The organism is Streptacidiphilus sp. BW17, from assembly GCF_041262485.1.
In the GTDB taxonomy this organism is placed as follows: domain Bacteria; phylum Actinomycetota; class Actinomycetes; order Streptomycetales; family Streptomycetaceae; genus Streptacidiphilus.
The window spans coordinates 295,154-317,690 of sequence record NZ_JBGCCR010000002.1 but is presented as its reverse complement, the minus strand read 5'-3'; the positions used below and the strand labels follow the sequence as shown (position 1 = coordinate 317,690).

General features: G+C 72.1%; 19 protein-coding genes. 7 read left to right on the top strand and 12 right to left on the bottom strand.

All coding sequences use genetic code 11. The features are described from left to right. Nucleotides 1-172 precede the first annotated feature (172 nt). Nucleotides 173-2,605 (top strand): right-handed parallel beta-helix repeat-containing protein, encoded by a 2,433-nt coding sequence (locus ABH940_RS03520; RefSeq protein WP_370071923.1) that lies wholly within the window; start codon nt 173-175, stop codon nt 2,603-2,605. 171 nt (nt 2,606-2,776) lie between these two features. Here the strand turns inward: ABH940_RS03520 and ABH940_RS03515 are convergent, their stop codons facing one another. Then, the gene (locus ABH940_RS03515; RefSeq protein WP_370104199.1) at nt 2,777-5,248 is read right to left on the bottom strand and encodes a hypothetical protein; all 2,472 of its coding nucleotides are present in this window, start codon (nt 5,246-5,248) and stop codon (nt 2,777-2,779) included. 242 nt (nt 5,249-5,490) lie between these two features. On the opposite strand from ABH940_RS03515, the gene ABH940_RS03510 reads away from it, so the two are divergent. After that, a complete protein-coding gene (locus ABH940_RS03510) occupies nt 5,491-6,297 on the top strand; it encodes a DeoR/GlpR family DNA-binding transcription regulator (RefSeq protein ID WP_370071924.1) in 807 nt (268 codons plus the stop codon). A 167-nt stretch (nt 6,298-6,464) separates the two neighbouring features. Continuing rightward, a complete protein-coding gene (locus tag ABH940_RS03505) occupies nt 6,465-6,944 on the top strand; it encodes an SRPBCC family protein (protein WP_370071912.1) in 480 nt (159 codons plus the stop codon). 35 nt (nt 6,945-6,979) lie between these two features. Here the strand turns inward: ABH940_RS03505 and ABH940_RS03500 are convergent, their stop codons facing one another. Continuing rightward, entirely contained in the window at nt 6,980-8,080 is a 1,101-nt protein-coding gene (locus ABH940_RS03500; RefSeq protein ID WP_370071913.1) for a PLP-dependent cysteine synthase family protein, read from the bottom strand. 344 nt (nt 8,081-8,424) lie between these two features. Here ABH940_RS03500 and ABH940_RS03495 point away from each other — a divergent pair, with 344 nt between their 5' ends. Then, nucleotides 8,425-8,898 (top strand): ATP-binding protein, encoded by a 474-nt coding sequence (locus tag ABH940_RS03495; protein WP_370104197.1) that lies wholly within the window; start codon nt 8,425-8,427, stop codon nt 8,896-8,898. 46 nt (nt 8,899-8,944) lie between these two features. Here the strand turns inward: ABH940_RS03495 and ABH940_RS03490 are convergent, their stop codons facing one another. Beyond that, on the bottom strand, nt 8,945-9,316 hold the full coding sequence (locus tag ABH940_RS03490) for an SHOCT domain-containing protein (protein ID WP_370104195.1): 372 nt from the start codon (nt 9,314-9,316) through the stop codon (nt 8,945-8,947). Between the two features lie 149 nt (nt 9,317-9,465). Beyond that, the gene (locus ABH940_RS03485) at nt 9,466-10,665 is read right to left on the bottom strand and encodes an ROK family protein (protein ID WP_370104193.1); all 1,200 of its coding nucleotides are present in this window, start codon (nt 10,663-10,665) and stop codon (nt 9,466-9,468) included. Nucleotides 10,666-10,682: 17 nt separating this feature from the next. Between ABH940_RS03485 and ABH940_RS03480 the strand changes: the two genes are divergently transcribed. Beyond that, complete coding sequence (locus tag ABH940_RS03480; protein ID WP_370104191.1) at nt 10,683-11,894, top strand: MFS transporter; 1,212 nt, start codon at nt 10,683-10,685, stop codon at nt 11,892-11,894. A 33-nt stretch (nt 11,895-11,927) separates the two neighbouring features. Here the strand turns inward: ABH940_RS03480 and ABH940_RS03475 are convergent, their stop codons facing one another. The 6 genes from ABH940_RS03475 to ABH940_RS03450 all read right to left on the bottom strand — a co-directional run bounded on the left by ABH940_RS03475 (nt 11,928) and on the right by ABH940_RS03450 (nt 18,411). Continuing rightward, nucleotides 11,928-12,791 (bottom strand): hypothetical protein, encoded by an 864-nt coding sequence (locus ABH940_RS03475; protein ID WP_370071918.1) that lies wholly within the window; start codon nt 12,789-12,791, stop codon nt 11,928-11,930. 151 nt (nt 12,792-12,942) lie between these two features. After that, on the bottom strand, nt 12,943-13,740 hold the full coding sequence (locus ABH940_RS03470) for a DapH/DapD/GlmU-related protein (RefSeq protein ID WP_370104190.1): 798 nt from the start codon (nt 13,738-13,740) through the stop codon (nt 12,943-12,945). 100 nt (nt 13,741-13,840) lie between these two features. Next, nucleotides 13,841-14,617: an enoyl-CoA hydratase family protein gene (locus ABH940_RS03465; RefSeq protein WP_370104188.1), complete on the bottom strand. Its 777-nt coding sequence runs from the start codon at nt 14,615-14,617 to the stop codon at nt 13,841-13,843. A 136-nt stretch (nt 14,618-14,753) separates the two neighbouring features. After that, nucleotides 14,754-15,701 (bottom strand): DUF389 domain-containing protein, encoded by a 948-nt coding sequence (locus ABH940_RS03460; RefSeq protein WP_370073021.1) that lies wholly within the window; start codon nt 15,699-15,701, stop codon nt 14,754-14,756. A gap of 50 nt (nt 15,702-15,751) precedes the next feature. Beyond that, nucleotides 15,752-17,389 (bottom strand): ABC transporter permease, encoded by a 1,638-nt coding sequence (locus ABH940_RS03455; RefSeq protein ID WP_370073022.1) that lies wholly within the window; start codon nt 17,387-17,389, stop codon nt 15,752-15,754. After that, on the bottom strand, nt 17,386-18,411 hold the full coding sequence (locus tag ABH940_RS03450) for an ATP-binding cassette domain-containing protein (RefSeq protein ID WP_370073024.1): 1,026 nt from the start codon (nt 18,409-18,411) through the stop codon (nt 17,386-17,388). Before ABH940_RS03450 ends, ABH940_RS03455 begins: the two co-directional genes overlap by 4 nt. A 95-nt stretch (nt 18,412-18,506) precedes the next feature. On the opposite strand from ABH940_RS03450, the gene ABH940_RS03445 reads away from it, so the two are divergent. Together ABH940_RS03445 and ABH940_RS03440 are read left to right on the top strand one after the other, a co-directional pair. Further along, the gene (locus tag ABH940_RS03445) at nt 18,507-19,010 is read left to right on the top strand and encodes a GbsR/MarR family transcriptional regulator (protein ID WP_370073023.1); all 504 of its coding nucleotides are present in this window, start codon (nt 18,507-18,509) and stop codon (nt 19,008-19,010) included. A 454-nt stretch (nt 19,011-19,464) separates the two neighbouring features. Beyond that, nucleotides 19,465-20,670, top strand: a complete 1,206-nt coding sequence (locus ABH940_RS03440; RefSeq protein ID WP_370104186.1) for a DUF222 domain-containing protein — start codon at nt 19,465-19,467, stop codon at nt 20,668-20,670. Nucleotides 20,671-20,743: 73 nt separating this feature from the next. Here the strand turns inward: ABH940_RS03440 and ABH940_RS03435 are convergent, their stop codons facing one another. Together ABH940_RS03435 and ABH940_RS03430 are read right to left on the bottom strand one after the other, a co-directional pair. Then, nucleotides 20,744-21,418 (bottom strand): alpha-ketoglutarate-dependent dioxygenase AlkB, encoded by a 675-nt coding sequence (locus ABH940_RS03435; RefSeq protein ID WP_370064904.1) that lies wholly within the window; start codon nt 21,416-21,418, stop codon nt 20,744-20,746. Nucleotides 21,419-21,615: 197 nt separating this feature from the next. Next, a complete protein-coding gene (locus ABH940_RS03430; RefSeq protein ID WP_370104184.1) occupies nt 21,616-22,467 on the bottom strand; it encodes a LysR family transcriptional regulator in 852 nt (283 codons plus the stop codon). Nucleotides 22,468-22,537: the final 70 nt, after the last annotated feature.

The window sequence follows — 22,537 nt, the reverse complement described above, 5'->3', positions numbered from 1 at the left end:
TCCGAACGGCGGAAACTGACGCCGCATCCAGATCATCATCCCTACGAGCGACCACCCGACGTCGCCTCGCTCGTTGTCATCGTTGTCACAGGAAGAGGGCCAGGACCAGGTGCCGGACGCAGTACCGTGGGCGGACGCGGCAGAACGGAAGAGCTGGGGGCAGCGGATCGTCATGGGAGCAGGCGTGGTGCGGGTGACCCTGGACGGCGCCTCGCGCTGGCGTCGCCGCTCGGGTGAGTACACCACCGTGGCCGACGCGTTGGCGGCGGCCGAGCCCGGCGACACGATCGCCCTCGGCGCGGGTGTCTACCGCGAGACCGTCGTGCTCGACAAGGCCGTGACGCTGCGTAGCGCCGAGGGCCCGGGGACGGTGCGGATCGAGCCGCCGACCGGTAGCGCGCTGGTGGTGGCGGCCTCGGCGGCAGTGCACGGGCTGGTGCTGGAGGGTCAGGACGGATCCGCACCCGCGGTGCTCCTGGCGGCGGGCGCACCGGAGTTGGCGGAGTGCCGGATCTCGACCCGCTCGTCGGTAGGCATCGAGGTGCTGGGCGATGCGCGGCCGGTGGTCAGGCAGACCACCGTGGAGAACCCCGGCGGGCTGGGCCTGCGGGTCTCGGACGCCGCCGAGGCGGTGGTCGAGGACTGCGTGGTGGACAGCGCCGGCCAGTCCGGCGTGGTGGTCCGCAGCGGCGGCAGCCTGCAGCTGACCCGGTGCCGGATCCGCCAGTGCACCGGCGCAGGGCTGGTGCTGACCGGTGAGGGCAGCCGGGCGCGGCTGGACGAGTGCGAGATCTCCGAGGTCAACGGCAACGGCGTGCAGGCCGACAGCCTGGCCGAGGGACTGCTGGCCGACTGCACCGTCTCCCGGGTCAGCGACAACGGCCTCACCCTGGACGGGCAGGCGACGCTGACGCTGGAACGCTGCCGGATCCACGAGGTCCCGGAGAACGCCGCCGACCTGCGCGGGCGCTCGCACCTCTCGCTGACCGACTGTCAGCTCCGTGCCTTCGGCCGCAACGGCCTCTCGGTCTGGGACGCGGGCACCACGGTCGCCGCGACCAGCTGCGAACTGCGCGACAGCACCGGCGACTACCCGGCGGTCTGGGTCATCGACGGCGCGGGCGCGACGCTGACCGACTGCCGGATCCACGACGTGCCGGACGCGCTCTTCGTGCTGGACCGGGGATCCACCGCGGAGGCGGTCGGCTGTTCCATCGCCCAGGTCCGCAGCACGGCCGTCTCGGTCAGCGCGGGCGGCCAGGTGCGGATCGACGCGCTGCGGGTGCAGGATGCGACGACGGGGGTCTGGTTCCGCGACCACGGCAGCATCGGGTTGCTGACGGGCTGTGAGATCGCGGACGTGGCCACGGCCGTGATCGTCACCAAGGGCGCGGACCCGGTGGTCCGCAACACCGTGCTGCGCGGCAGCGGGGAGGCCGGGGTCTACGTCTCGGCGGGCGGCCGGGGCACCTTCGAGGAGTGCACGGCCGTACACGGCAAGGGCTTCGGCTTCCATGTGATCGACGGCTGCGCGACGGTGCTGACGCGCTGCCGCGCGGAGCAGAACGCCCGTGGCGGCTTCGAGTTCAGCGAGCCCGGCCCGGTGGTGGAGGCCTGCGTCTCCGACGACGCGAAGCCGCTCGCGCCCGCGCCCGCCGCCAGTAGCCTGCCGGTCCCCGCCGACCCGTCCGGCGCTCCCCTGGCGACGACGGCGCTGCCGACGCAGGCGCGGCTGACGGCGGCCCAACAGACCACGCGGCAGCGCGCGGAGGCACTCGGGCAGATCGCGCCGATCCCGGACTGCCGTCCGGCCGACGAGGCGCTGGCGGAGCTGGACGCGCTGGTCGGTCTGGCGACCGTCAAGCAGGAGGTGCGGACGCTGATCGACCTGATCTCGGTCGGCCGTCGCCGCCGCCAGGCGGGCCTCAAGGCGCCCTCGCTCCGCCGCCATCTAGTCTTCACCGGCTCCCCCGGTACCGGAAAGACCACGGTCGCCCGGCTCTACGGCGAGATCCTCGCCTCCCTCGGCGTGCTCCAGCGCGGCCATCTGGTCGAGGTGGCCCGGATGGACCTGGTCGGCGAGCACATCGGCTCGACCGCGCTGCGCACCGCCGAGGCCTTCGACCGCGCCCGTGGCGGGGTCCTCTTCATCGACGAGGCCTACGCGCTGGCCCCGGAGGACGGCGGGCGCGACTTCGGCCGCGAGGCGATCGACACGCTGGTCAAGCTGATGGAGGACCACCGCGACGAGGTGGTGGTCATCGTGGCCGGCTACACCACCGAGATGGAGCGGTTCCTGGGTTCGAACCCGGGCGTCGCGTCCCGGTTCTCACGGACCATCACGTTCCCGGACTACTCGGCGGAGGAACTGCTGCAGATCGCCCGCGCCCAGGCCGAGGAGCACGAGTACGACCTGGCGGAGGCGACGGCGGAGGCGCTGCTCGCGCACTTCGACACGTTGCCGAAGGGCCCCGGCTTCGGCAACGGCCGCACGGCCCGTCAGGTCTTCGAGACGATGATCGAGCGCCACGCGGTCCGCGTCGCCCACCTCCCCGACCCGACGACCGAGCAGTTGCAACTGCTGATCCCGGAGGATCTGCCGTAGGGCGCTTCGCTCCGGCTGCGGTTGCACTGCCTAGAGGCGCGGGGAACTGCGCGACAAGCCACCCGGCCACGTAGCGCCCCGAACGCGCAGGGCCATCCGCATGTCAGTAGTTCTCGCGCAGTTCCCCGCGCCCCTGGACAGTGCAACTTCCCCATCGCCACACAGGCACCGTCAGTGCGTAAGGGCGCGCAGGAGCTCGTCGCGCGCAGCGATGAAGCGCGGGTCCACGCGGTAGTCGAAGTGGGCCCGGATCGGGACCAGGATCGGATGATCCTCGCTGCGGCCGAAGGAGACCGGGTCAGGGAACGGTGGGAGGTCCGGGCTGGTCTCCGGCGCCTGCGTCGGGACACGGACCGGGCCGCCGATCGGGTCGGTCAGCCGGAACAGGTTGTCCCAGCGCGGCACGTCCCGCTCCAGCCGGGCCAGCATCGTCGGGCCCATGTAGGCCGGGAAGAACCGGCCGTAGAGGCGGCGCAGCGGCGAGCCGTAGGTCAGCAGGGCGATGCGGGAGCGGGTGTCCGGGTCGAGCTGCCACAGCGCGGCCGCCGCCAGCACCGTGCCCTGCGAATGCGCGGACAGCACCAGACGCCGTCCCGGATCGGGCTTCAGCCAGGCGCGGATGCGTGCCTCGATGTCCGGGACGGCACGCTCCGCGTAGCAGGGCGGGGCCAGCGGATGCGCGGCGCGCGGCCAGAACGTGCCGATGTCCCAGATGATGCCGACGCTGCGCCGGGTGGTGAGCGAGTCGTACGCCTTGAGCCCCAGCACCAGCAGGCCGAGGACCAGCACGGTGGTCAGCCAACCGCCCAGGTTCTGCAGCACGGTGGTGAGGTGGGAGAGGACCATCCCGTCCTTGGCGGTCACCGCCTCCGGGGAGCGTCCGACGGTGAGAGAGCCGACGAGCGCGGCCAGCGAGAGCAGCCCGGCGAGCCCGGCGAAGGCCGCGACCAGGCCGGCGGCGGACTCGGTCAGCCGGGCGCCGGAGAGCGCCTTGGCGATCTGGCCGGTGCGCACCGAGTCGGTCGTCGTCCCCGGCTCGTCGTAGGCCGCGAGGACCTGGGGGCGCAGCGACTCGGCGGTGCGCATCAACCGCCTGGCGAGGCGGGCGCCGACCACCAGCAGCACCGGGACCAGCAGTGTGGCCCCGCTCGCGGCCCAGACCAGCAGCGGCGCAGCCTGCAGGTCGCTGCCCAGCCGCTGCCCGGTGAAGAGCGCGGCGCCCGCCGTGAAGAGGCCGCCGACGCCGCAGCCCAGCATCGCTGTGACCGGTCCGGTCAGGTTGTGCAGCGCCGCGCCGTTGGGGCCGCCGAAGCCGCTGTCCGGCACCGTGGAGCCGTCCGGTGCGGGGACGGTGAGATCGGGGTCGACCGGCGAGGGTGAGGGCTGACGGTGCGTCATCTGCCAGGCGACGACGCCCAGTGCCAGCACCAGCGCCACCTGGGCGGCGACGAGTGCGGCCAGTCCGCGCTGCACGCCGGGTAGTTCGCCCGTCGGAACCCAACCGGGCCGCGACCAGGCCGCGTAGAGGTAGACGGCGGCCAACGCCGCAAGCGACGCGCGGAGTTGGGTGCGCGGCGACAGCGTCTCGTGTCCCGCACCGGCTGCCAGGGCGACCAGCAGGACCGCGCCGAGGCCGACCAGCGCGGCCAGCAGCACGTAGCCGATCCAGGCGGGCACACCACCGGACTGCGTCGAGCCACCCGCGCTGCCCGCGTGGAGGTCGTGGGCGAGGACGGGCACCAGCACGGCCCAGGCGACGGTCAGCAGCCCGGCCGCCAGGTGCAGCACCCGCAGTCGACCGACGGCGGCCTCCCCGAACCAGAAGCCGTCCCGCTCCATCTCGATCGGCTCAGGACCGTTGCCGCGCTCCGCCTCCATCGGACGGACCGCCTCGTAGCTGCTCCAGGTCATCCGGGACAGCCGGCCGAGGACGCCGAGCATCGCCAGCGGGACCAGCGCGGCCACCACCAGGCGGCGACCCGGCATGCCCCACCAACCGCCGTGGCCGCCGAGCGCGAAGACCAGCCAGGAGTGCTGCGCCACGCAGCGCCCGTCGGCGGCGCACTGCCAGGCCAGCAGGTCCAGCGCGATCTCGCAGGCGGCGGCCGTGAGCAGCACGGTGAGCGATCCGGCGATCACCCGGACCAGCGCCTCGTAGAGCACCCTGTCGCGGCTGCCCACCGCACCGTCAGCCGTGCCGCTGTCCGCACCGTCAGCCGTGCCCGTGCCCGTGCCGCCGACCGCACCGCCGGCCTGCTCCGGCTCGGCCGGGCGCATCCAGTGGGCGAGGTTGACGAACATGAAGGGCAGGAGCAGCAGCCAGAACGCGCGGCTGGCCGCACCCGAGGTGAGCCGGGCCCAGGAGTACGCCTCCAGCACCGCGCCGCCCCGGTAGTCGGCGGGACGGCGCTCGGCGTCCTGGTCCTGCCAACGGCGGTAGGTGCCGGAGACGGTGTCGCCGGTCATCTGCTTCAGGTGCGGGTCGTCGAGCATCGTCTCGGGCGTGGTGCCGCCGACCCCGTGCACCAGCAGCTCCATCCGCAGCGCGGGCACCCGGAAGCCGGGCCCCGGCCCGTCCGTGCGTTGTCTGGGCAGGATCACGCCGCCACGCCCGGCGGCCCGGCCCGCCGCCTCGTCGTCCATCGATCCCCTCCCCGGCCCTCTCCGGTCCCCCGTCATCCGGTCCCCCGTCCTCTCCTGCTCCCACGTCGGCGCGGGGACCGTCCCGGTCCCCCGTTCCACTGGACGCCGACTCCACCGGATATGCTGCCGCTTTGCGTTGATCCGTACAGCACTTTCACGCCGTGGACCACACGGCCGTGCAAGGATTCAACCGCAGGACACCGACAATGAGCCCGGAACGAGCCCGAGGGGACAGCAGCGGCGTGGCCGAGAACAGCAGTCTGCTCGCCGAACAGCGGCGTGCGCTGATCCTGGACGAGGTGCGGCGCCGCGGCGGGGTGCGGGTCAACGAGCTGACCCGCAAGCTGAACGTCTCGGACATGACGGTCCGCCGGGACCTCGACGCGCTGGCCCGGCAGGGCATGCTGGAGAAGGTCCACGGCGGCGCGGTGCCGGTGTTGGAGGCGAGCACCCACGAGCCGGGCTTCGAGGCCAAGTCGGCGCTCGAGCTCAGCGCCAAGGAGGAGATCGCCGAGGCCGCGGCCGGGCTGGTCGCCCCCGGCAGCGCGGTCGCGCTCTCCGGCGGCACCACCACCTTCGCGCTCGCCCACCGCCTGGTGCGGATCGACGGGCTGACAGTGGTGACCAACTCGGTGCGGGTCGCCGACGTCTTCGAGCACGCGGCCCGTACCGGCGGCGCAGCCGCGCAGCCCGCCACGGTGGTGCTGACCGGCGGGGTACGGACGCCGTCCGACGCGCTGGTCGGGCCGATCGCGGACCGGGCGATCCGCTCGCTCCACTTCGACCTGCTCTTCCTCGGCTGCCACGGCATCTCGCTGGAGGCGGGCCTTTCCACGCCCAACCTGGCGGAGGCGGAGACCAATCGCAGCTTCGTCGCGGCGGCGCGGCGGGTGGTCGCGGTGGCCGACCACACCAAGTGGGGAACGGTAGGGCTCTCCACCTTCGCCACGCTGGCCGAGGTGGACACCCTGGTCACCGACGCCGGCCTGCCACCGGAGATCCGCGGCGTGGTCGCCGAACAGGTCCGCGAAGTGGTCGTCGCCGGGTGAGGGCCGTGGCCGTGGCCGTGGCCATGGTGACCAGAACCACGCCACCTGCTCCCTGGAACGTTTGACGCAGCGTCAACTAGACTGCGCAGCTGCACACCTGAACGACAATCAACCGGACGCACCGCCGATCCGAGAGGGGAACTGCGATGGGAATCAGGCTTCGTCCCGTGACGACGGAGTTCCTGGAGTCCGCGCCGGTACGGATCGTGACCGAGGAGCGGCTGACCTCCGGTCCCGAGGCCGTCTTCCGCGAGCTGACCGACGACGCGTCCACCTGGCCGAGCTGGTTCGGCGCGATCAGCCGCGCCTCCTACACCGGCCCGCCGCCGTACGGGGTGGGAGCGGGCCGCGCGGTCAAGCTCGTCGGCGGGGTGCGCTTCGTGGAGAGCGTCCTGGTCTGGGAAGACTCCCAGCGGTTCGTCTACCGGATCGAGGAGACCAATCTGCTGGGCGCGCACGCCTGGTTGGAGGAGTGGCTGCTCACCCCCGACGGCGACGGCACGCTGCTGCGCTTCACCATGGCGATCGAAGGCCACGCCGTGATCGAGCTCCCGACACAGGCCGCCCACTCCCTGGTCGAACGCTCGGTCCGCACCGCGATGCACAAGCTCGACGCCCGCGCGGGCAGGAGAGCACGGGTCTCCTGACGACCCGGGTCGCCGGGCCGGGATGTGACGCGACGTCACTCCCCGGTCCACACACCCGTCTTCAGCATGGTCGTCAGGACCTCGAAGTACGGCGCGATGTCGAGACCCTGCTCGGCCAGCCAGGCGTCGGAGTAGTACTTGTCGAGGTAGCGGTCGCCCGGGTCGCAGATCAGGGTGACGACGCTGCCCTGCTCCCCCGCGGCGCGCATCTCAGCCACGATGCGCAGGGCGCTCCACACCCCGGTGCCCGTGGAGCCGCCGGGCTTGCGGCCCATGAGCTGGTCGAGCAGCCGGACCGCCGCGACCGTGGCCGCGTCCGGGACCTTCATCATCCGGTCGATCGCGCCTGGCACGAAGCTCGGTTCGACGCGAGGTCGGCCGATGCCCTCGATCCGGGAGCCACAGTCGCACGTGACCGTCGGATCGCCGCTCACCCAGCCGTCGAAGAACGCCGAGTTCTCCGGGTCGGCCACGCAGACCCGGGTGTCGGCCAGGATGTAGTGGACGTAGCGGGCGAGGGTGGCCGAGGTGCCGCCGGTCCCGGCGGTGGCGACGATCCAACTCGGCTCGGGGAACCGCTCCTCGGCCATCTGGTGGTAGATCGACTCGGCGATGTTGTTGTTGCCGCGCCAGTCGGTGGCCCGCTCCGCGTAGGTGAACTGGTCCATGTAGTGCCCGCCCGCCTCGGCGGCCAGCCGGGCGGAGACCTCGTAGAGGGTCCGGGTGTCGTCGACCAGGTGGCAGGAGCCGCCCTGGGCCTCGATCAGGCTGATCTTCTCCTGGCTGGTCGTGCGCGGCACGACCGCGATGAACGGCACCCCGATCAGCTTCGAGAAGTACGCCTCGGAGATGGCGGTCGACCCGCTGGACGCCTCGACCACCGGACGCCCGGGACGGATCCAGCCGTTGCAGAGCGCGTGCAGGAAGAGCGAGCGGGCCAGACGGTGCTTGAGGCTGCCGGTCGGGTGGGTCGACTCGTCCTTGAGGTAGAGGTCGATGCCCCACTCCTCCGGGAGCGGGAAGCGCAACAGATGGGTGTCGGCGGAGCGGTTGGCGTCCGCCTTGACCTTGCGGACGGCCTCCTTGAGCCAGGAGCGGTACTCGCCGTCGCTACGGTCCACATCCAGGGTCTTCACGACGGCCCACCTCTGCCTTGCGCGTTGCCTTGCTCGTTGCTCGAAACGACTGCCCGAGGCCGAACGGCGCAATGTCGCCGCCGCGTCACCGCAGCCTCGTCTGCATCGTAACGTGTCGCAGGTCACAACTTTTCCTTGGATCTCCCCCTACCCGGGCGCATGATCCGCAACGTTCCGCGTCCGATCACTTACCCACGGCGAACTTCCGGGGCAGGATGGACGCGTCTCCCGAGTTGCGCCACCCGGCAAGTCGGGAAACTCTTGGTTCATCACTGACTGCTTCGCATTGCTCACTCTTCGAAGTCGGCACGTCGGCCGCCTGTGCGGAAGGAGTCGAAAGCGCGATGGAGGACCTCGACCGCCACTACGAACTGCGCCTCACCGCCGAACCCTGCCGGTTCGGGGTGGTGCGCAGGATCGTCACAGCGCATCTGCGTCACTGGAACCTCGCGTCGGTCACCGACCAGACCCTGCTCGGCCTGACCGAGCTGCTCGCCAACGTCCACCAGCACGTCGGCCCCACCGCGCCGTGCACCCTGCGGATGCGCTCCGACGCGGACGCGCTGACCGTCGAGGTCCGCGACGAATCCCCCGAGCTGCCGCAGGCCAGAACGCCCGACCCGCTGGACGCGGGCGGGCGTGGGTTGGCGATCGTGGCCGCGCTCTGCAAGGACTGGGGCGCACAGGCGGACGAGAGCGGCAAGACGGTGTGGTTCACCGTCGCCACCGCTCCCGTCCAGACCCCCGCCCTGCTCCAGCCCGTCGAGCTCGCGCTCGACGTCGACCCGCTGGAGCTGGAGGCCGTGCTCGCGGACTGACGACCCCGGGTCCGCGAGCAGGGCTTCGGCTGTCCGGTCGACCCGCCTACGGCTGTGGCGTGCTGTCCTCGCCGTTGAGGACGTCCAGTCGCTGGCGGTACTCGAACTCGTCGATCTCACCGTCCGCGTAGCGGCGGTTCAGGGTTTCGAGCGGCGAGGGGGCCGGGCCCTGGCGGGTGTCCGTCCAGCCCTGGGGGCGGCCGGGACGGCCGGGTCCCGCCTGCCATCCCGGGCGCGGCCCACCGGCCGCGAACCAGGGCGCTCCCCCGCGCCCGCGGAAGAAGATCCGGCGCACCAGCACGATGGCGCCGATCCACACAAGCGGCATCAGCAGGATCCACGGGCCGGGTCCGCCGTGCCAACCGTCAGCCAGGAAGGTGTTCATCACGCGCTCCTCGATCTCGTCGTCGGCCTCCACACGGCGGCCTGGCTCGACAGCCGGACTCGCGCTGTCGGTCTACTGACGAGACTCCTCCGCGGAGCGCCGCGAGGCGTCGTACGGCGGCGGGCAGTTGTGCTGCTACCCCGGGAGTACGTGGCAGGCTCGGCGGATCCACCTGTGGGTGGTCACCCGGCGACCAGCTGCGGGTCGGCGAGGACGGGCTCCCACGCCAGTTCCGCCGCTCCGGCCAGCTCCGGCCGGGGCAGCTCGGCGGGGCGGAGCGGGACGGGCCCGTAGGCGCCCCAGTGCGCGCGGGACGCGACCGTCTCCGGGAGCAGCTCCGGCGCCCCCGCCAGCAGGGCGCTGTGGAAGGCGCCCAGGACGACCCGGTCGGGGTTCAGCACGTCGACCACGGCGGCGATACCGCGTCCGAGCCGTACCGCGACGTGCTCGACGGCCTCGTGCGCGGCCCGGTCGCCCGTGCGGGAGGCCGCCAGGATCGCGTCGACCTCGGTGAGCGGCGCGTCCGCCGGCAGCCCGTAGGCGGCGAGCAGCGCGGGTGGACCGGCCTCGACGTCCAGGCAGCCGCGTCGGCCGCAGCGGCAGCGGAGCCCGTCCGGATCGACCGTCAACTGCCCGATCTCCAGGGCCAGTCCGGCGCTGCCGGTGTGGAGGCGTCCGTCGACGACCAACGCGCCGCCGACGCCCTGGTGGCCGGAGGTGACGTAGAGCAGGTGGCGTGCGTCGCGGCCCGCGCCGTGCCGGTGCTCGGCCAGGGCGGCCAGGTTGGCGTCGTTGGCGACTGCCGGTACGACGCCGGGCGGCAACTCGACCCCGGCGGCACGGAGTTCCTCCTCCCACAGCGCGCCGATCGGCGTGCCGGTCGGCCAGCCCAGGCAGGCGGAGATGACGGCGCGTCGGTCCGGCTCGGTGACGGGGGTCGGCGCGGCCAGGCCCGCGCCGACACAGCGGCGGGGGTTGGCGGCGATCAGCCGGGCGGCCTCCTCGGCCATGGTGCGGAGCGTCTCGCGCGGGTCGTTGCCGCGGAGCGGCAGGTCCAGCGGCCGCCCGATCCGGCCGCCCAGACCGGCGAGGGCCAGGGTGAAGCCGTCGGTGTGCAGCTGCGCGGCGAGGACGACGGGCCCCTGCGGGTCGACGTCCAGCCGGTGCGAGGGACGGCCGCGCGCGCCGCCCGCCGGGCGCGCGTCGACGGTGATCAGGCGCAGCGCCTCCAGCTCGGCGGTGATCGCGCCCACGGTGGTCCGGGTGACGCCGAGCGCCCCGGTCAGCACGGATCGGGTCGGTGCGCCGCCGGTGTGGATCAGGGTCAGCGCGGGACCGAGCACGGCCCGGCCGCGCTCCAGGCTTGTCTGCGTCTGCGTCACCCTTCTATTATGAATTTGTGCCGCTGATGAACAAAATAGAGTCGGCTTCGCTCCCTCCTGCCTCCTCTGTCCACCGCTGGCCCGCCGCCCGTACGGCGCTGACCGGCTTCTTCGCCCTGGACGGCTTCCTCTTCGCCGGCTGGGTCGTGCGCATCCCCGAAATCAAGGCGCAGGTCCACGCCTCTCCCGCACTGCTCGGTCTGGCACTGCTCTGCGTGTCGGCCGGTGCCGTGGCCGTGATGGGGCCGATCGGACGGCTCTGCGTGCGCTTCGGCAACCACGCGGTGACGGTGGCCGCGTCCGTGCTGCTCTGCCTGGCGGTCGCGCTGCCGCCGCTGACGCACTCCGTGCTCGCGCTGGGGCTGGTTCTGCTGGTCTTCGGCGCCGGGTACGGCGCGATGAACGTCGGGATCAACAGCGCGGCCGTCGACTTCGTGGCCGCCGCGCGGCGTCCGGTGATGCCCGCGTTCCACGCCGCCTACAGCCTGGGCGGGTTGGTCGGCGCGACCGTCGGCGGGCTGCTGACGTCGGTGCTGACGGCCACTCAGTACCTGGGCCTGCTTGCGGTCGGCGGCCTGGTGGCCACGGCGTGGGCGGCGCTCCCACTGCTGCGCCACCCGGTCCCGCGTGCGAGGCGAGACGACGCCCCGCCCAGCTCGGCGAACACCGCTTCGGCCGCATCCGGCGTGGCTCTGCTGGTGGTACTGCTGGGCGTGGTCGCGCTCTGCGACGCCTACGGCGAGGGCGCGATGGCCGACTGGGGCGCGCTGCACCTGCGCCAGGACCTGCACGCGGCTCCCGGCGTGGCCGCCGCCGGATTCGCCCTCTACTCGGCCACGATGACCCTCGGCCGCCTCAGCGGCACCCGGCTGGTGGAGCGGTTCGGGCCGATCCGGCTGCTGGTCGGCGGCGCGGCGCTCGCCACCGTCGGGATGACCGCCGCGGCACTGAGTCCGACACTGCCGCTGGCACTGGCCGGATTCCTGCTGGTGGGGCTGGGGTTGTCCAACATCTTCCCACTGGCGATCGACCGCGCGGGCGCCCTGCGCGGACCGCGCGGCGTGGCCACCGCGTCGATGCTCGGCTACGGCGGCATGGTCGCCGGACCGCCGGTCATCGGGTTCCTGGCGCAGGGGCTGGGACTTCCGGTGGCGCTGCTCTCGGTCGCGCTGCTGGTCGCCCTGTCCGGCGTGGCCTCGCTGGCGGTGCGGCGGAAGACCACGGCCTGAAGCTGAATCTGACAGAGCGTCATATCTCCTGTCTCAGACGGAAGCTGCGGCCGAGGTCGAGATGCCGAGCACGTCCTGCGCCTTGGAGACGGCGATCTGGTAGTACGCGTAGGCGGACTGAGACGAGGTGGCGCCGACCTGGATGTAGAGGTAGACCATCGCCACATTGGAGTTGAGCCGGTCCACCACGAAGTAGCCGTTGACGGTGACACCTTGGACGGTGCCATCCATCCGCCGCGCGACCGAGCCCGGGCTGCCGAAGTCGACCGGCGAGAGCGCGAAGTCGATCGTGGTGCCGCCGGCGGACAGATTGAGGTTCTTGCAGGACGAGAGCGCGTTCTTGACCTGCGGATACGTCGTGTCGAGCACGTGCTGGGGCCGCGCGGAGAGGAACTCGCCGACGAACGGGCCGACCTGACCGCCGTTGAGCAGCACCTGAGCCTCGCCGCCCTGGTTGGCGCCCGGCGTGCTGCCGGGGCTCGACGTCGGGCTCGAACTCGGGCTGGAACCCCCGTTCTGCGGCGAGCCGTTGATCAGGTTGCTGAGCTGCTTGCAGCCCGTGGCGCCGTTGCCGGAGCCGGAGCCCTTGCCCGTGTTGAGACTCGGCGACGACGAGTCGCTGGGCTCGACGGAGAAGTTCGCCCCGAGGTCGTCCGGGCTGAGCAGTGCCGCCTGCAACGAGTCCGCGCCCGGCAGGGACTGGGAGGGGCTCGGGGTTGCTCCGGCCGCGGCGTCACCGATGCCGAGCGCGCCCTGGGAGGAGGCCGAGCATCCGGCGAGCGCCGCGAGCACCGTCGAGACGGCGAGCGCGAGGCCGCAGAACCGGACCCGGGTGGCCTGGATACGCGTGGGCCGGGTACGCATGATGGGCGGGATACGCGTGGGCTGGATACGCATGGGGTGCCTCCACGAATCCTCGAAAGGCGGGACTCATACGAATCCGTTCCACTGTGCCATCGCCACGCGAACCGCGCAGATCGCGCGACGGTGGGTGACCAGCACTTTCGGAGCGTGATCGCACCCCGGGCGTGGAGCCGTTCGCGAAGGCCTAGGAAACCGGGTCGGGATCGCTGTCCTTGGCACCGTCGGCGCCGGCCGCCTCGGTCGGCAGCCGCAGGTCCCAGCCGATCAGCGCGACCAGCTGCTCGTGCGTGATGCCCTCCGGGATCGGGCGCGGCGGCGCGGTACGGATCGGCGGCTGCCAGCCCTCCGCCTCGGTCCAGCGGCGCACGGGTTTGGCGGGCGCGCCCGCGACCACGCTGTGGTCCGGCACCGTGCCGCGCACCACGGCGTTGGCCGCCACCACCACGTTGCGGCCGATGTCCGCACCGGGGAGGATCACCGCGCCCGTGCCGATCCAGCTGCCCGCGCCGATCCGGACCGACTCGTTGCGCGGCCACTGCTTGCCGATGGGCAGCGTCGGGTCGTCGTAGGAGTGGTTCTGGTCACTGATGTAGACACTCGGTCCGGTCCACACGTTGTCCTCGATCACGATGGACTGGTGGCCGACGATGTTGCTGTCCCGGCCGATCACGCAGCCGTCGCCGATCCGCACGATGGGCTCCGGGCCGAGCTGCAGGCCGGGCGCGAAACCCGCCGAGACGGAGACCCGCTCGCCGATGATGCAGTAGCAACCGACCGCGATCGCCTGCTCGTTGAAGATCGTCCCCTGCGGGAAGGCGAGCTTGGTGAACGCCCCGAGCTCGGCGAACCGCAGCGGGCCGGGCCGCTCGGCGCTGATCGCGCCCGCCTCGCGCACGACGCCCCACCCGCGGTGGACCAGTTGCGTCGCGGCGCGGCGCGCCCGCTCCCGGGCGGCGCGGCGTATCTTCTCGGCGAACGGCATGGGCCTACGTTAACCGGTGAGTAACCGCCGGACTCACATGGCCTGCGTCACGCCGACCCGTCCCTGCGTCCCCGCGCCCCTGTGCCCCTGTGCCCCTGCGTCACTCGGCCGCCCACGCGGGCGGGCGGCGCTCCAGGAAGGAGAGCATGCCCTCGCGGGCCTCCTCGGAGCCGAAGAGCAGCGCCGACTGCGCCACCATCGACTCGCCGTCGCGCTCGAAGCTCCGCAGCACCTCGACCGTGACCAGGCGCTTGGTCTCCGCCAGGCCCTGCGGGCTGGCCTTGCGGAAGGCGTCCAGGATCTCGGTCAGCGCCTCGGCGGGAGCAGCGCAGGCCTCGGTGATCAGGCCGATCCGCTGGGCCTCGGCGGAGTCGAAGACGGAACCGGTCAGGTACCAGCGCGACGCGCCGCGCGAGTCCAGGCGCGGCAGCAGCGGCAGCGAGATGACGGCCGGGGCGAGCCCGAGCCGGACCTCGGTGAAGGCGAAGGTGGACTTCGGTCCGGCCAGCACGATGTCGCAGGCGCCCAGCAGCCCCAGGCCGCCCGCCCGGACGTGCCCGTCGACCAGCGCGACGACCGGCTTGGGCGACTCCACCACCGACCGCATCGCGGTCACCAGACGGCGCGGGTTGGCGGTCGGGTCGCCGCCGGTGGCCTCGGACAGGTCCGCACCGGCGCAGAAGGTGCCACCGGTGTGGGTGAGCACGATCGCGCGCACCGCCGGGTCCTTGCCCGCGTCCAGCAGCCCCTGCTCCAACTCCGCCACCAGGCGGGAGGAGAGGGCGTTGCGGTTGGCGGGCGAGTCGAGGGTCAGTGTGGCGACGCCTCGGTCGACGGCGTAGCGGACCAACGGCTCAAGCGGCTGTGCGGCGGACATCGGGCGATCCCTTCCGGCAGGTCGACGCCACCACCCTGTGGCGCGCGTCCCCAGCCTATGCACCAGGTCAAGCCCTTGACGGCGACTTCCGCACGGCAGGACGCGTGCCAGGCCCGACCCCTCACATCCCGACCCCTCACACCCCCGTCGCAGTGAGCTCTCGGCGGCGCGCCCGGGACCAGAGCAGCCGCTGCACCAGCAGCGTCAGCGTGCCCGCGACGGCGATCCCGCCCAGGTTGACTCCGAGTTGGACGAACGAGCCCCAGGCCTGGGCGTAGTCGCCGTAGGTGACGGCCAGCGCTGCGTTGCCCGCCGCCGGGACGGTGGTGACGGAGATGGCGACGCCGATCAGCGTGGCGGACTTGGCCGACGTCAGCGACAGCACCCCGGCGACGCCCGCGAGCATCGCGACGACCACGGACATGGCGTCCGGCTGGTAGATGAACGAGCTGGCCGGGCGCGGCCCGTTGAACCGCGTGGCGGTGAAGAGTCCCAACTGGTCCATCGCCGCGCTGAACAGGACGGTCAGCAGCATCGCCACCACGAAGCCCATCACCAACGTCACCAACGACTTCCAGGCCTGCCGGGGCTGACGCCGTACCAGCGCGACGCAGAGCCCCGCCAACGGGCCGAACTCCGGGCCGACGACCATGGCGCCGACGATCAGGATCGCGTTGTCCAGCATCACCCCGCAGGCCGCCAGCATGGTGGCGACGGAGAGGAAGGCGACGTAGACGGCGCTGAAGACCGACTCCTCCTGTGTGATACCGCTGACCGCCTCCCAGACCACCGCGTCCGCGCCCTCGCCGGGCGCCTCGGCCAGGGCGCGGGCGGCGGCGTCGGACGCGATGAACTCGGCACCGGTCATGGCGATCGCGCCCTGCTGCGGCAGGCCGAGTCGGCGCAGCGCGGCCACCAGTTCGTCCGCCGACTCGCGCGCCACGTCGCACTCGACCAGCGCCCCCGCCGGACGCAGCGCGGCCCCCGGGACCACCACGAGATGGGTGACCCCGAGGGCCTGGTCGAGCACCGAACGGACCTCGGACTCCAGCGACGGCGGGACGATGAGGCGGATGTGCATCACCTGCGTGAGGGTATGTCACCTTTCGCCCGGTTCAACCGATATCGCGCGGCTCACCTGACGTCGCGTCGCCGCCATCCGGCGAGCCCCGAGCCTGCGAGCAGCACGGAGAGCAGCACCATCCACAGCAGCGGCTGCGCCTGGAACGCGCTGCCGGGCAGCTTGGGCACGTGCGTGAACGGGCTGAGGTCGAGCAGCCACTGCCCCGCGTTCACGGCCGGGCCGAGGTAGGCGATGAAGAGCAGCACGCCCAGCACGCCCCAGGCCGCCGTGGACCACTGCGGCAGCAGCCCGAACAGCGCGACCGTCACCGCCGCGAAGATCCACACTGCCGGGAGCTGGATCAGCGCCGCGACCAGCAGCTTGCCCGTCCAGCCCGCCGCGTCGCCGAGCACCACGCCCGTGCCGAGCCCTGCGGTGATCCCACCGACCAGCAGCAGCACGGCAGATCCGAGCAGCGGGTAGAGCAGGTGACTGCCCGCCCAGCCGAGCCGGCTGACGCCGGTGGCGAGCACGGGTTCGGCGCGGCCGGAGGTCTCCTCGCCGCGCAGCCGCAGCGCGGTCTGCACCGCGTAGACGGCGGCGACCATGGCCAGCAGGTTCATCGCCGTCGCGAGGTAGGCGTCGACCATGCCCGAACTGCCGCCCATCCGCTCCATGATCTGCTCGACGTTGGAGCTGCTGGAGATCAGCTGCTTGACGCCCTCGGTGATGCCGCCCAGCATCGAGCCGCCGACCGCGAAGCCGACCGCCCAGCCGAGCAGTCCGCCCCGCTGGAGCCGCCAGGCCAGGCCGGTGGCACCGCGCAGCGACGGCTCGGCCGAGGCCGGTCCGGGACGCTGTGGCAGCAGACCGGCGCCGAGGTCACGGCGGCCGGCGAGCAGGTAGCCGACGGCGATCTGCACCGCTCCGGCGACGACCAGCAGCGCCACCAGCCACCACGCGTCGTCCGCGTAGGGGCGGACGCGCTCGGCCCAGCCGAGCGGGGAGAGCCAGAGCAGCCAGCCCGGTCCGGTCGATCCGGCGGCGTCCCCGCAGGCGCGCAGCAGGAAGGCGAGCCCGAGCAGCGCGCCGCCGATCCCGTTGGCGGCCCGGCTGGTCCCGCTGAGCTGCGCGGCCATGGCCCCGACCCCCGCGAAGCAGACCCCGCACCCGAACAGCGCGCCACCGAAGGCGAGCGAGCCGCCCAGCGGCTGCCCGGTCGCGGCCAGGACGGCGGCGGTCAGCACGCCGACCAGCGCGGACGCGATCACGGCCGTGCCCAGCCCGGCGGCCAGCGGCGCGCCACGTCCGACCGCGCCCGCGCCGATCAGCTCCAGTCGACCGGACTCCTCCTCGGCCCGGGTGTGCCGGACCACCAGCAGGATGCAGAGCAGCCCCAGCATCAGGCCGCCGTAGGGCAGCATCCGCCAGGCCGTCAGCGCGCCGTTGCTGGTCGCGTCGTAGACCGGTCCGTAGAGCGCGCGCAGCGAACCGTTGCTGTTGATGCTCTGCGCGAGTGAGACGCGGGACGCCGTGGTCGGGTAGAGCTTGCCGATCGACGCGGCGGTGGCGCCGGTCGAGCCGACCAGGGCGTAGAGCCAGACGGGCAGCATGATCCGGTCGCGGCGCAGCGCGAAGCGGAGCAGCTCGCCGGTCCCGGCGGTACCGCCGCCCCCACCGCCCCCGCCGACGGCCCAGCGCCGGGTCACGCCTGCTCCCCGACGGACGAGGTGGCGGATGACGAGCGGGGCGCCGAGGCGGACTCCGAGGCGACCGACGACGTGACGGCTGCCTGCGGATCGGCGTCCGGCGCGGACTCGTAGTGGCGCAGGAAGAGCTCCTCCAGCGTCGGCGGACGGCTCGTCAGGGAGCGGACACCGGCGTCGGTCAGCGCGCGGAGCAGGCCGTCGAGCCGGTCCGTGTCGACCTGGCAGTGCAGCCGCGCTCCCGCCGGCCCGTCCGCCAACTCCACGTCGTGCAGGCCCGGCAGCGCGTCCAGGCCGGTCGGCCGCGAGGCGAGCTCGGCGGTGACGGAGGTGCGGGTCAGATGGCGCAGCTCGGACAGGGTGCCGGTCTCGACGGTGCGGCCCGCGCGGATGATGCTGACGCGGTCGCAGAGCGCCTCGACCTCGGAGAGGATGTGGCTGCTCAGCAGCACCGTCCGGCCGCGCGCACGCTCCTCGGCGACGCAGGACCGGAACACCTCCTCCATCAGCGGGTCGAGCCCGGAGGTCGGCTCGTCCAGGATCAGCAGCTCCGCGTCCGAGCAGAACGCCGCGACCAGGGCGACCTTCTGACGGTTGCCCTTGGAGTACGTCTGGCCCTTCTTGGTCGGGTCCAGCTCGAAGCGCTCCAGCAACTCGGCGCGGCGCTCGGCCCGCTGCTCGGCGGTGGTGTTGCCGTTGCCGCGCAGTCGGCCGAGCAGGTCGATCACCTCGCCACCGCTCAGCCCACGCCACAGGGTCACGTCCCCGGGCACGTAGGCGATACGCCGGTGCAGCGCGACCGACTCGCGCCACGGATCCCCGCCGAGGAGCCGGGCGCTGCCCGCGTCGGCCCGGATCAGGCCGAGCAGCACCCGGATGGTCGTTGACTTGCCCGCGCCGTTGGGCCCGAGGAAGCCGTGCACCTCACCACGCTCGACGCGCAGGTCGAGACCGTCCAGGGCCCGGGTCCGCCCGAAGGTCTTGACCAGGCCCGACACGTCGATCGCCGGGGCGTCCCCGGCCATGCTTGCAGCGCTCACCGTCACGGTTCGACGCTACACTGATTTCACGAATTCGTGAATCTTCTGAACTCGGTGATGCCCGGGATAAGGTGAACCCCATGGCGACGAACCGGACGGATCAGGCAGCGGCCGATCAGGAGGAGCTGCGCGACTACATCGAGCGCTTCGCCAACGTCCTGACCGACACCGGCTTCCCGCGCATGCCCGCCCGCGTCTTCGTCGCCCTGCTCACCTCCGACACCGGCCGTCTCACGGCGGCGGAGCTGGCATCCCTGCTGCAGATCAGCCCGGCCGCGGTCTCCGGCGCGGTCCGCTACCTCTCGACCGTCCACCTCGTCGGCCGCGAACGCGATCCCGGCTCCCGCCGCGACCGCTACCGCGTCTTCGACGACGTCTGGCGCGACGCCCTCCTCCAGCGCGACTCGATGCTCTCCCGCTGGGAGACCTCCCTCACCGAGGGCATCCACATGCTCGGCCCCGACTCCCCGGCCGCGTCACGACTCGGCGAGTCGCTGCACTTCTTCAGCTTCGTGCGACGGGAGCTGCCCCTCCTGCTGGAGCGCTACTACCGCGAGCGCGAGGGGATGACGCCGCAGCAGTGAACTCGAAGCCACCGGGCTTCACCTTCTGCTCGCCGAATTGCAGACGGGAAATAATCGAACAGAATGACTAACTCGTTCGTGTTCGGAAGATAGTCCTGATGGGCCATGGTCTTGGGTGGGGTTATGGCTTGATAATTGTTCTATGGACGCCTCGATGTTCGGGGGCGGGTGTGAAGACGGAGATGGCGTCCATGGGTGGGGTGGGTCCCCGGAGTCCCAGGGTTCGTCTTCTGGTTCGGATCCCCGTGACCCCTCAATTCCTTCTCCTTCTCCGGCTGGTGATGACTGGCTGGGTCTGCCGCGGGATGCGGCGGGTTCCCGGTTCGTCTCGGGTACTCCTTCCTCTTCGCGTCAGGCGCGGTTCGTGGATCCGTTGCGGACTCTTCCGGGGTGTGCTCGGGAGTTGTTGACGGCGCTTGCGGATGAGGGTGATGACGCGCTGCTGGGTGCGGGTGTGGATTTCCTCGCGGAGCAGTTCCTGGCGCTTGAGCGTGTGACGGAGATGTTGGACGCGCAGAAGCTGCGCCGTCTGGCGGTCTTCGACCGCGTGGGTGGTGCGACGGCGGTGCGGTGTCGTTCGACGAAGGGTTTCCTGCGGACGCATGCGCAGATGGCGCAGGGCCACGCGAACCGCCTGGTGAATCTGGCGCGGGACTTGGACAAGTTGCCGACGGTGCGTCAGGCGCAGGCCGATGGCGTCCTGTCCACGGACCAGGTCGAGATCCTCGCGAAGGAGCTCGCCCCCATCGACGATGTCGCCGCGCGTCACGCGGCGGAGGTGTTGATGGTGGAGCAGACCCCGAAGCTCCACCTCGCCCACGTGCGCCAGGCGGCGAAGCAGATCCACGCCCACCTGATCCCTGAGCAGGACGCGGACGCTGCTGAGGTTCCGGCGGTGTTCCAGTCCTGGGTCAAGCTCTCCGCCACGGGGACGTCGGACCGGCCGTTCTGGGTCCTGTCGGGGGAGCTGTCGCCGGTGGCGGGGGAGAAGCTGCGGGTGGCTCTGGAGGCGGCGATGGGCGCCCCCGTCGAGGGCGAGACCCGGACGCATTCCGAGCGGATGGGCGACGCCCTCGAAGCCGTCACGGATCTCGCGCTGGGTTCGGACAAGCTGCCCACCACGGGTGGGCAGCGTCCGCACCTGACGCTGATCGCCGACCTCGACGCCCTGCGCACCACCTGCCCCACCCACCCGGTCCTCGCCACCGAGGACGGCGACGAGTTGTCGGGGCTGCTGCGCCCGAAGGCGGCGGCGACCACGACGCGTGGCTATCAGCTCCCGGCGTGGCAGGCGCGGAAGGAGTCCTGTGACTGCCAGCTCCGGGTCATCCTCACCCGGGGTCAGGACAAGCCGCTGTCGATCGGCCGGGCTACCCGTACTGTTCCCGCGCACCTGCGGGACGCGGTCATCGCCCGGGACCGGCACTGCGTGTGGCCCGGCTGCGACCGGCCGCCCACCTGGTGCGAGGTCCACCATCTGGTCCACTGGGCCGACGGCGGCGAGACGGGGCTGGACAACCTCGCCCTGCTCTGCAACGAACACCACACCGATCTCCACCACACCGGCTGGGAACTACAGATGAAGAGCGGCCGACCCCGAGCTGTCCCACCACCCGACACCCCACCCCCACCCAACACCCGCTACCCCCACCGCGACTAGCAACCCCCCGCCCGCCGACCAGCCGCTGTCCCAGCCGGGAGCGGCCCATCGGCACGCCCTCACACGCGTGGGCTCAGCGCACTCCGCGGGGGCGGAACTGGATGCTGATGCGTGGGCCCACCGGGCGGGCGGTCTTGGGGATGGCGTGCTCCCAGGTTCGTTGGCACGAGCCACCCATCACGATCAGGTCGCCGTGGCCCAGCAGCTGACGAACCGTTGTGCCGCTCAGGTTGTACTCGGGGCGGGGGCGGAGCAGCAGTGCCCGGGGCTCGCCAACGGACAGGATCGCCACCATGGTGTCCTCTGTCCGGCCTCGGCCGATGGTGTCGCCGTGCCAGGCGACGCTGTCGCGCCCGTCGCGGTAGTAGCAGAGGCCGAGCGTGGCGAAGTGCTCGCCGAGCTCCGCCGTGTAGTGATCGCTCAGCATGTCCCGAGCGTCTCTGAGGAGCGGGTCGGGCAGGCGGTCGCCCTCGTCGTAGAAGGCGAGCAGGCGTGGCACGTCGACCACCCGCTCGTACATCTTCCGGCGCTCCGCGTGCCACGGCACCTGGGTCGTCAGCCGTTCGAACAGTGCGTCTGCTCCCGAGAGCCAGCCGGGCAGCAGGTCGATCCAGGCGCCGGCGCCCAGGTCCGTCCGAGTCGGAGAGGACATACGCAGGGGACGCAGGCACGTCTCCTCCGCCTCGTCGAACAGTGAGGCCTGCAGTGCTGCGGAGGTTGGCGTGTCGCCGGAGTGCTGGAGGGCCATGGAACGAGCCTACCTCCTTATTCGAACATGTGAGCGATAAGGAGTGCACGTGCGCGGTGCACTTCATGAACCGCACTACTGTGACTGAGCGCCCGGGTTGGCGACTGAGCGTTCGAGTTGGCGGGGACCGGGCTCAGCAGTCCGCTCCACCCCTGAGTCGGGGCACGATAGGTGGAACCTGGCCGGGCATGTTGGAACTATCGGAGACGTGTCGCAGTCCGGACTAGGTCGGCAACGGCTCTGGACCGGCTGTGCGGGGGCCAGGCGATGACGGTGGTGACTGCTGGCGCGTCCAGCACGGGCACGGCGGCGAGGTCGCCGTGCAGTTGGGCTCGGCACGACTCCGGTGAGACCGCGCAGGCTCGGCCGAGCGCGACGAGGTGCAGCAACTGTGCGTGGTCGCGGACCAGCGGGCCGGGGCCGGGCGGGTAGGTGCCGTCGGGGTCGGGCCAGCGCGGCAGGGGCAGGCCCGGCAGGCCGGTGATGTCGGCCATGTGCACCTGGGCGCGGACGGTGAGCGGATGCCCGGCCGGCAGGACCACCACCTGGCCCTCCGTGCCGAGCTCCTCGGTGTGGAACCCCGCCGTCGAGTCGAACGGCCGGTGCAGCAGCGCCACGTCGGCCCGGCCCTCGCGCAGGAGTCGTGCCTGCTCGGCCGGGCCGCACAGGATGACGTCGACGGGGACTGCGCCGGGTTCGGCGGCGTACGCGTCGAGCAGTTTCGCCAGCAGTTCACGGGACGCGCTGGCTTTCGTCACCAGAACGAGGCCGGGACGGCCGGTCGCGGACAGGGCGGCGCGGCGCGTCCGGCGCTCGGCGGCGTCGACCGCGTCCAGGGCCGCCCGACCCTCGACCAGCAGGACCGAGCCGGCCTCGGTCAGCGTGACGGTGCGGCTGGTCCGGTCCAGCAGCGCTGTTCCGAGCCGGCGTTCGAGCTTCTGGATCGCCCGTGACAGAGGCGGCTGTGCGATTCCCAGGCGCTGCGCGGCGCGTCCGAAGTGCAGCTCTTCAGCGACAGCGACGAAATACCGCAGTTCCCGCGTCTCCATGCGGCCACGCTACCCCTGATCAATACCCGGACGGTATCGGCGCCCACCCGATTGGTCTTGGACCTCCGCC

Coding starts and splice junctions, on each gene's coding strand:
- ABH940_RS03520 (WP_370071923.1), top strand. CDS start 173: ATGGGAGCAGGCGTGGTGCGGGTGACCCTGGACGGCGCCTCGCGCTGG.
- ABH940_RS03465 (WP_370104188.1), bottom strand. CDS start 14,617: ATGTCCGCCGCACAGCCGCTTGAGCCGTTGGTCCGCTACGCCGTCGAC.
- ABH940_RS03430 (WP_370104184.1), bottom strand. CDS start 22,467: ATGGAGACGCGGGAACTGCGGTATTTCGTCGCTGTCGCTGAAGAGCTG.
- ABH940_RS03470 (WP_370104190.1), bottom strand. CDS start 13,740: ATGCCGTTCGCCGAGAAGATACGCCGCGCCGCCCGGGAGCGGGCGCGC.
- ABH940_RS03450 (WP_370073024.1), bottom strand. CDS start 18,411: ATGGCCGGGGACGCCCCGGCGATCGACGTGTCGGGCCTGGTCAAGACC.
- ABH940_RS03475 (WP_370071918.1), bottom strand. CDS start 12,791: ATGCGTATCCAGCCCACGCGTATCCCGCCCATCATGCGTACCCGGCCC.
- ABH940_RS03445 (WP_370073023.1), top strand. CDS start 18,507: ATGGCGACGAACCGGACGGATCAGGCAGCGGCCGATCAGGAGGAGCTG.
- ABH940_RS03515 (WP_370104199.1), bottom strand. CDS start 5,248: ATGGACGACGAGGCGGCGGGCCGGGCCGCCGGGCGTGGCGGCGTGATC.
- ABH940_RS03435 (WP_370064904.1), bottom strand. CDS start 21,418: ATGGCCCTCCAGCACTCCGGCGACACGCCAACCTCCGCAGCACTGCAG.
- ABH940_RS03495 (WP_370104197.1), top strand. CDS start 8,425: ATGGAGGACCTCGACCGCCACTACGAACTGCGCCTCACCGCCGAACCC.